We start from the raw sequence: 1691 nt of genomic DNA on the forward strand, positions 1-1691 counted from the left end.
AGATTAAATTTCATAATTATACAAACATACATTCTTATTGGACTGTATGCTTGTTAAGGTTACCCTTTTTTAAAGAAATCATTTCATTTTTCTTTTATTTTGTTCTTGACATATTACCAAATTGCTTTAAAGTAAGTCCATAAGATGTCATTGCTTTCTTTAATTTGTTAAGGTTGCTTTCTTCCATATCACATAAAGGAAGTCTTAAGTGTCCTGCATTCATTCCTAAAAGGTTAACAGCAGTTTTTACTGGAATAGGATTAGTTTCTATAAATAAATTGTTAGCAAGATCTAGAGATTTTAATTGTATATCTAGAGCTTCTTTAACGTCGCCATTTAAATATGCATAACACATATCATGAACTTCTTTTGGAATTACATTTGCAAGGACAGATATTACGCCTATACCGCCTAAAGATAAAATAGGTATTATTTGGTCGTCATTACCAGAATAAATGTCTAATTCATCTCCACAAAGAGCTTTAATTTTGGCTATTTGGCTTATATCACCACTAGCCTCTTTAACAGCTACTATATTCTTGTGTCCACAAAGTTTTTTTAGTGTAGCAGGAAGTATATTCATACCAGTTCTTCCTGGAACATTGTATATTATAATTGGAGTCTGTACACTGTTTGCAATGGCTTCAAAATGCTTTACAAGCCCCCTCTGTGTGGTTTTATTGTAATAAGGAGTTATTACAAGAAGTCCATCTACTCCTATACTTTCAGCCCATTTACTCATTTCTATAGAAGCAGCAGTGTTATTGCTTCCTGTACCAGCTATTACAGGTATCTTTTTATTTAGTCTATCTACTGTAAATTTTATAGTTGCTTTTCTTTCTTCTAAAGTCATGGTGCTAGCTTCACCGGTAGTGCCACATACAATTATAGCATCGGTACCATTTTCTATGTGCCAGTCTAGTAAATTGCCTAAACTTTGAAAATCTACACCTTCCTCATTGAATGGTGTTACTATAGCTACCCCTGAACCTTTAAATATACTCATATTATGCCTCCTTACTATTAATTTATATAATATAAAATAGTTTATATATTAATATATTATAATCTATTTCAAATTATTTTGTACTATTTAATTATTAATTAAATTAACTTTTACACATAAATTTTAATCTTAACATTAGATGAATAAACGTTTTAAATGTAAAATGTAGAATGAAGTTTGTGATTCCTAGGGAATTTCTTTAATTGTATTTTCAATTTTATCCGATGACTACCTGCCGTAACACTCCCACTTCTAACAAAGTGGCAGATAACGGAAGCTACGTCCCTGGATAACGATCTCTAACCTTCAGTTGGAGTAAAAAAACTCCATCTGAAGGTTAGAGATCTGTTTATATTTATATTTTATAACTGTAAAAGTTAAATAATTAATTGGATTTCAATAGAGCTAAAATAATGAATGAGCAGTGTTCAAGGAATAATAATAAATGAAGGCTAGATTTCTTATTTAGAGTTTATTTTATTTATATTTCATTAAAATTTATCTATGGGTTTTTAATAAAGTATAAATTTTGTATTTAATTATAAAATCAAGTATTTTTATAAATTACCATTGAGTATTTGCATAGTGATATTTGAATACATATGGAGTTAATAATAAGTAACTGAACTTTCGCATATAAATTTTGTAGTTTTATTTTATAACCATGAAAAGCCAGTATTTAATG

At 28.7% G+C, this 1691-nt stretch carries 1 protein-coding gene; it reads right to left on the minus strand.

Annotated elements, in window-relative coordinates; genetic code table 11:
- Positions 1-94: 94 nt before the first annotated feature.
- Positions 95-1006: a 4-hydroxy-tetrahydrodipicolinate synthase gene (gene dapA, locus FGK85_RS15070; protein ID WP_138207970.1), complete on the minus strand. Its 912-nt coding sequence runs from the start codon at positions 1004-1006 to the stop codon at positions 95-97.
- Between the last annotated feature and the right edge of the window lie 685 nt (positions 1007-1691).

The organism is Haloimpatiens lingqiaonensis, from assembly GCF_901447495.1.
Lineage (GTDB): Bacteria > Bacillota > Clostridia > Clostridiales > Clostridiaceae > Haloimpatiens > Haloimpatiens lingqiaonensis.